Source organism: Xenorhabdus japonica (genome assembly GCF_900115195.1).
GTDB lineage: Bacteria > Pseudomonadota > Gammaproteobacteria > Enterobacterales > Enterobacteriaceae > Xenorhabdus > Xenorhabdus japonica.
This window is the reverse complement of the sequence record NZ_FOVO01000064.1, coordinates 1-6,730: the sequence shown is the minus strand read 5'-3', so window position 1 is coordinate 6,730 and position 6,730 is coordinate 1. Positions and strand designations below refer to the sequence as shown.

The window sequence follows — 6,730 nt, the reverse complement described above, 5'->3', positions numbered from 1 at the left end:
CGAGATTACAAAACACCGAATGAGTTATTTAAAGGAATACCCACTCATTTACTTCGTTCATTACGGTGTTGCGCTTAATATGTGAATCCAAGCATGAAAATTATTTCATTGATTTAAAATCATAAAATTTGTTATATCTTTAAATCTATACAAATTTCTATACAACTTGCATTTTGCTAAGAACTCTCGCCAGTTCTATTGTGCTACCAATATGTTTTCAGTAGTCAAGAGGCGAGGTTAGTACATTAAAAGTACCAACCTTGTAAGGAGGTTGCGACGCCATTCGTCGGAACCTATTGAGTGATTGAGGAAGCCATTAACTGATAGCCCTGCCAGTAAGAAGCCTTTCCCGTTACCGTGATTATCTGACCTTTCTATAACAGCATCACCGATAGCGCCATCTCATCAAAGCCCACGACACGCAGCGAATAATCACTGCGCTTATCGCTCTGTGCCTGCATGGTAGCGACTGCTATCACTTTCCCCGTCTGGCACTTTATACGCTTGGGGGAAACGGTAATCTTGCCTGTGACCGTGGCGACTATCGAGGGTGAGTTCTTTTTCTGTCTTCGTGCCATTCTCCACCGCCTGTAGATGATCTGCTTTTTGCTTCATGATAAAAATCAATAATTTAAATCACTGCGAACGTAATACGTACTGAGTTACATTAAGTAACCTTGCGCTGAACGGCGTAAACTCAAGCCTCTGCGTTGTGATTACCACAATGAAGATTTGGCTAATTTATTCGAAAATCACGCTCTAACGAAAAAATCGCAAAATAACTGTACCATCTGTACCACTTAAAATATTTTAGTTTTATATCAATAAATTAAGGTGGTACAGATACGAAAAATAACTGTCCATATCTGTACCACTGCTCACGGAAGCAATGACCAGTAGTAACCGTGATGATTTTCGCTATAGTTAGCTAACCCATTGATTTTTCCGAGGCCGTCACTTTGACCACCCTATCATGATTTCCGTGATGGTTGATTTACATGCTGGACAAACGCAGTAAATTCACTGTATTTCAATGAATTACTTGGACATAACGTACTGGACAAAATGGCTTAACCATCTGTTTTTACATAACTCTTTTGTGCACACCTCTTAATGAATTGTGCAAATTCTGTGAGTCAGCCAGACTGACGCTCAAATTGTGAGTAAATGTCATTTATGCACAACGTCATTTGCGAGTAACTATCAGTTACACACAAAGTCCGATTATCGGATATTGGATTTTGCAGCGACGAATTTCGTCGGGACAAACTGAACCTCTTAAAAAGGTGTAGTTCTTGTTCCGGACAACGAGACAGGCAACCCAAAACTATTGGGTATCCTAAAGTATGACCAAACGCCAAATCTGGCGTCTGGCTATTTATCAATGGGTTATCACCAAAGCCCGAATTCGGGCTTTGCTCTGCTAAAAGGCATTGAGATTTCCACTATACCCAAGATGGGATATCACACTTTGAGATGATGGGAAAATCCATCACCATAAAAATCAACATGTTATTAATAACTCAGATTTGAGCCATCTACGGCAACTATAGGGATTTCCCCAACAGTTGGCTAACTCGTTGATTTCCTTGATCTCTGTCACCATATCGGAAATAAGTAAAATCAATAGGTTGCATAAAGGTAAGATTTGTCACTTTTAACTTATTGATATTACTTAATTCCTGCTCAGAACCGGAATTCTGGTTTTCTGACAGAATTAGCTAGAATCAGCAAGTTACCTAAATTCCGCCTATGAGAATAGTTTGATCTCTGGGCTGGGTTTTACCAGTACATTCGCTTTTATGCTGTATGACTGGCTTAAATCGTTAAACTTGGTTTCTGCGGGAAGGCCACCTACCAGATACAATGCGCAATCTTCCCCATAGGGAATAACCTGTAGCATATGCCGTTCTGTCAGCAGAGCTATAGCGACATTTATTTGCGCGTTATCAAGACCGGTTTGTTCTTGTAGTATCGTATGAGAGCATACCACCGCCCGATCAAATGCCCCTGAAGAAGCGCCATAGAGAAAGCGATACAGGTCAGCGGCGCTTTTATCGAGCACTTCAACTTCTTTGATTTTTCTGTGCTCTAAAACAACTTCATGACCAAGATCGATACACTCATCACAAATATAAATACGCGGACCAGCTACTAATACCGTGGCAATCACTGTTTGATTTACCACAAAACGAACAATGCAGTTCTGCTGACATAACAACACTTTGATAGTTAATAATTATCGCTATTCTAAAAGATAAGCGCAGAAGGTAAAGAGGACGGCTTAATTTCAAGCCCTCCCGTTGGCTGTGTGGGGTGTATGGACTGTTTCTTACTGGCAGGCATATTCTGCCCTTATCACACCGTAGCAGCCTCATCATCAAGGCTCAGTTCGTACATCTTGCAGTGCTGCTACAAATTCTCCATCCGTTGATGTGCTTGCCAAGGCTCTCAGGCGAGAACCATGTTCAGGGGCGATAGCGATCAATCGGGTACGCATCCTTGAGTACTCTTCACCGACCTTGTTCACCATATCCCGCCAAGGGAGAACCTCACCGGATTTGATGCTGTGCTCCAGTTTTACTAATTCCGCCAGATAGTGCTCTTTGATGGCTTTGGACTCTTCCAATGGGCGTACCTGTGTATCACCCGATGTCAGCGAGGTGTAGACTGATTCGGCACGCGCCTGAAAACTCTCTGTGTTGCTGATAGGCTTCTTGGCATTCTGTATGCGTGGATCCTGACTGTCACGATACTGTTTGATATTTCTGTCGCTGGCTTCCACGTCAATATCATCACCACACATCACAATATACTTTCCATCCCTGATCCATCGTGAAATTGTTTTACGGTTCACACCGACATGTTTTGCATACTTACCAATGGTCATAGTAGACATGGGACATACTCCGTTTTGAATGGGACATTTTTGCGTGAATGTCCCCAATTTCGGGGACACAAATGGGACACAAAATACACACCAAAAATCACATAATTTATTTATTAACAATCAGTTATATAAAATATTTTCAATGGGACATGGGACCCAAATTTCAAAAGTTCATAGCTAGTGAAAAAACGCGGCGCGCAATGCCCCTGTTATATAAGATCTCAGGTAAGGACCCAAAAAGTTTTAAGCATGATGGTTGCCCAGTCTTTCGATGTCTTCCCAGTTCAGCGGCTCAATGTGCCGTTCCAGCTTCTCACTCTCCGCCCGTCATGATGCCTGATACCCATTCGCATCATTGGGCCCTCAGACTGTAGTTGAATGCCTCCAGATTCTTATCTTCCCCGTCTAACAGTTCCCAGCCTGAACAGACAGCTTCCATCTTACGTGTGGTGTATTGACTGAGGTGACGATGGCTCTCGCTGAACATGGCGATTGCAGATTGGTAAGGCGTGTGATTGTCAATAAGATGCAACGCATAGACAGGATACTGACAAATCTTTACGTTTTGGTGTGCGTTCTGTAGGTGATGTGGGTATGTGATATTGACGAAGGGTATTGGTTAGACGTCCGTGTCTAGTTGGTATACGGCTAATACATAGCTACACACCTTGTCATTCCTTCGGTTGTTCCGGCCATACGATATCAGGTGCAGTAGTGCAATCTATCCGATTGAGTAGTACTCGGTAACGTTTCCATTTTGTTAGTTCAGTAATTTCCTGAACTGTTGATATATCAAGCTCTACAGCATCTTCTAAAGGCATAATTACAGCATTCGCTTTACTCAATAATTTTTTCTTATGTTCATATGCATGAGCAATAAGTTCATCTTGAGTATAGTTCCGCAACTTAATGCTACCATTTGAATACTGCCAATTTCCCAGAGTATCAATGTTATCAGGTAATAATTCAACTTCAACAATGCTTCCGTTTTCAGGGCATATTGTTGAAGCATCCTTACTTATCGCAACAATTATACCATTAGAGTCGTACTTTATTTTATACGTGTCGTTATTGAATTTCGAAATACATGCATACCAATCTTGATTGTCCTCACTGCGATAAAATATTGCTTTATATCTTTTTTCAATTTCTTTTTCATCTTCATTACTTGGAGGATATCTGGAGAATTTTCTGAAGTGTAACATTATATAAATCCTATATTATACCAAACTCCATTAACTAATTTTTGCAATGGACGCCGATAAACAGAATCAATGTATTTATCAGAATTATGATTAATAACACCAGTAATAACATATGGTGGAAAATCAGAAAATCCATATGATTTCCAAACTGACACGCTTTCCACTGAACCTAAGCGAATATCTTGGATATATTTACCATCAGCATCAAGCTTAGCGAAACGCTTATCCATCAAAGAAGTTACTTCTTCAATTGCTCTTTTAACATCTTCTATTGTTGGAGCCACTACAGAGCTATTACTGTCTTGAATACTCATATTTATTCCCTCATCTAATCAACAATACAGATTGCTAAATAACATGAAGGCGGTGGGAGACTTCTCCGCCGGTGAACATCAATAAAATCGGTTCATCAATATTGGAGAATAGGGCTTGAATTCAATTTGAGGCATGTTTTGATGGTAGGATGGCATAGAATAGCAGGTGGGAAATTAATAAAATTATCTTCACTGTTGATGGAAATTAACGTAATAAAAAGGCTACATAGATTATTGAATAATCAGATATGGGAAATCCCATAACGGGACAATTAATACCCTGCATTTAATAAATGGTATTGACTATCAGCACCAAACTTCAAATTTACGCCTCACTGAATCGCACATCACCTTTCAAATTATAAGCCTTGCTATAGTAAGAATCCGATTGAGGTAAAAATCTGACCTAAGTAAAGTTTCCGGTGAGTTAACAGTAGGATGAAATTACCTTTAACGAATAATAAAGTGAGGGATTTATGTCTGACGTTAATAAGCTGGATCTCAAGTGTCCATTTAATCCAGACCAATATAATATTGGCGATGACAATATAACTGTCCCAGCCGGTACTTCTGCATGGGCGCTGAGCCTCGTGTATTTGGGAAAACAGGTACACCGTAGCGGTTGGAATGCTCCTATAGAGCACATGCGTCTTGCTCATAAATCAGAAGTTGGTAATACAGATGATGGTAATGCTTATATTGAAAAAAGTGATAAAGATGGCTATTGGTCTCGTTGGGTGCCAACTCAAGAAGATTTATTAGTTTGTGACTGGAAGCAGCTCGAGTCAGTGTGCCCAGAAGATAGTATGCTGATTTTTGACCTTAAACTAGGATTTGAACAGATTCCAGCGGGTGACAAATGGTGGGGATACAATAATTGGGGAAGTAAAAACATTCATACTGGTACTTTAAATATAATTCAAAATAAAATAGGAATTATTGATATACAGTGGTTCTATTTGGATGTTGATAATACTATCCCAACTCTTCTTATAATAGCTTTGCAAGTATCTACTGATAAAAATAGCGATCAAAAGGTATCTCAAATATTTAATAAAAATTTTTATGTTACCGTTGATAATGAAATTTATGACCTTGGCATTCACTCAAGTTGGGGGCAGAATGGTCTTTACACGCGCAACGTGAGCTACACTTATGATAGTAGATATGACGCCCATAATCCTCAGAAACTTAATGTCAAAAAATTAAGTGAAATATTAAAGCAGACAGGCCAAACCAAATGTTTCTGTTTAACTTGGCGTGATGAATAATTCACCCAAGTTTACACACTGAATTCAAGGTTGCGCATGGCCTGGCCTTTTTCACGTAAAACTACCTTTAACTCCCTGATATCCTTTATCTCCTGCATGGTGCAGGTTTAGTTATATGTCATCGTTCCGCTTGAAACGGAGTCAGTGGAAACGAACTCAGAGGCTCCCCTCTTTAAGAAGGTTGGTTGAAAATAACTCAATACGTTTAATATACCTACCTGCTGCCGTGGTCCTCACTCTGGCCTGTCAATCCGTCAAATTTTCGCCCAGTGAACCCGCAGTAGGTTGCGGGTTAAAATCCAGCTAATATTGTAATGGCTCAAATTTGAGCCGCTCGCAGCAACCGTAATGATCTCCGTTATGGTTGGATAGGGCGTGCTGATTTTCCCGATTTGGAATTGGAGAAACATTGCCCCAGAGCAAATACTCTTCGCACTCAAGACTACAAAACCAAAACTCAGGCAAGCCAAATGATAACATTTGATAACGTCAATGCTGAGAAGACAGACAGTGATTCTGCGCACACCCAATCCAGCACAATGATAAGTTTTGATAAGGTTGATGTTCTTCTCTGCGCCATACTTCAAAGAAATAGCATAAGTAAAATCTTAAAAAATCCTAAGGTAAAAGCCTCTTTTGGCAGACCAATCAGGCAGATCACTAATCGCTAAATCCTAACAATTCTTAACATTAAAACCGTTCTACGAAGCACCACAACCCCGTTTCGTACCTGTAACCTGCTGCGCAAATGGAACTGCACAAATTCAGGCCACATCTGCGCAAGCAAAGTGCGCAAAGCAACAAACTGCGCAAAATGATACCCAAGAAAAGCCGGGGTATTCAGCTAGGTAGTATACATATCATCATTATTAGCAATGATCGCGTAACGCCTTGCTATTCCCGCATTTAATGCTATTAAGTTAATCAGATAAATTATCTGCATTACTGTTATAATCGATAACCCGATTTTCCACCTGTTCTGATGAAATCGACGATAACACTTTCTGAGCCTGAACGAATTACATTGCAACAACTGGCTTTGAATCCCCC

General features: G+C 40.2%; 7 protein-coding genes. 2 read left to right on the top strand and 5 right to left on the bottom strand.

Annotated features, from left to right (window positions below):
- Nucleotides 1-374: 374 nt before the first annotated feature.
- The 5 genes from BM135_RS15965 to BM135_RS17120 form a co-directional block, all read right to left on the bottom strand.
- Nucleotides 375-578: a hypothetical protein gene (locus BM135_RS15965; protein WP_245737436.1), complete on the bottom strand. Its 204-nt coding sequence runs from the start codon at nt 576-578 to the stop codon at nt 375-377.
- A 1,172-nt stretch (nt 579-1,750) separates the two neighbouring features.
- Nucleotides 1,751-2,188 carry a ClpX C4-type zinc finger protein gene (locus tag BM135_RS18085; protein WP_217644311.1) on the bottom strand — a complete coding sequence of 146 codons (438 nt, stop codon included), beginning with the start codon at nt 2,186-2,188 and terminating at the stop codon, nt 1,751-1,753.
- A gap of 192 nt (nt 2,189-2,380) precedes the next feature.
- Nucleotides 2,381-2,899 (bottom strand): RNA polymerase subunit sigma-70, encoded by a 519-nt coding sequence (locus BM135_RS15955; protein WP_245737435.1) that lies wholly within the window; start codon nt 2,897-2,899, stop codon nt 2,381-2,383.
- Between the two features lie 662 nt (nt 2,900-3,561).
- The gene (locus tag BM135_RS15945; RefSeq protein ID WP_092521452.1) at nt 3,562-4,095 is read right to left on the bottom strand and encodes a tail fiber assembly protein; all 534 of its coding nucleotides are present in this window, start codon (nt 4,093-4,095) and stop codon (nt 3,562-3,564) included.
- Nucleotides 4,095-4,409, bottom strand: a complete 315-nt coding sequence (locus tag BM135_RS17120) for a hypothetical protein (RefSeq protein WP_092521451.1) — start codon at nt 4,407-4,409, stop codon at nt 4,095-4,097. Before BM135_RS17120 ends, BM135_RS15945 begins: the two co-directional genes overlap by 1 nt.
- Before the next feature lie 476 nt (nt 4,410-4,885).
- Here BM135_RS17120 and BM135_RS15935 point away from each other — a divergent pair, with 476 nt between their 5' ends.
- Nucleotides 4,886-5,680 (top strand): Thoeris anti-defense Tad2 family protein, encoded by a 795-nt coding sequence (locus BM135_RS15935; protein ID WP_092521449.1) that lies wholly within the window; start codon nt 4,886-4,888, stop codon nt 5,678-5,680.
- A 748-nt stretch (nt 5,681-6,428) separates the two neighbouring features.
- The gene (locus BM135_RS17115; protein ID WP_175486194.1) at nt 6,429-6,590 is read left to right on the top strand and encodes a hypothetical protein; all 162 of its coding nucleotides are present in this window, start codon (nt 6,429-6,431) and stop codon (nt 6,588-6,590) included.
- Nucleotides 6,591-6,730 lie beyond the last annotated feature (140 nt).

Bases quoted from the DNA above. Each gene is read 5' to 3' on its own strand.
- BM135_RS15965 (WP_245737436.1), bottom strand. From the start codon at position 578: ATGGCACGAAGACAGAAAAAGAACTCACCCTCGATAGTCGCCACGGTC.
- BM135_RS15955 (WP_245737435.1), bottom strand. From the start codon at position 2,899: ATGTCTACTATGACCATTGGTAAGTATGCAAAACATGTCGGTGTGAAC.
- BM135_RS15945 (WP_092521452.1), bottom strand. From the start codon at position 4,095: ATGTTACACTTCAGAAAATTCTCCAGATATCCTCCAAGTAATGAAGAT.
- BM135_RS17120 (WP_092521451.1), bottom strand. From the start codon at position 4,409: ATGAGTATTCAAGACAGTAATAGCTCTGTAGTGGCTCCAACAATAGAA.
- BM135_RS15935 (WP_092521449.1), top strand. From the start codon at position 4,886: ATGTCTGACGTTAATAAGCTGGATCTCAAGTGTCCATTTAATCCAGAC.
- BM135_RS17115 (WP_175486194.1), top strand. From the start codon at position 6,429: ATGGAACTGCACAAATTCAGGCCACATCTGCGCAAGCAAAGTGCGCAA.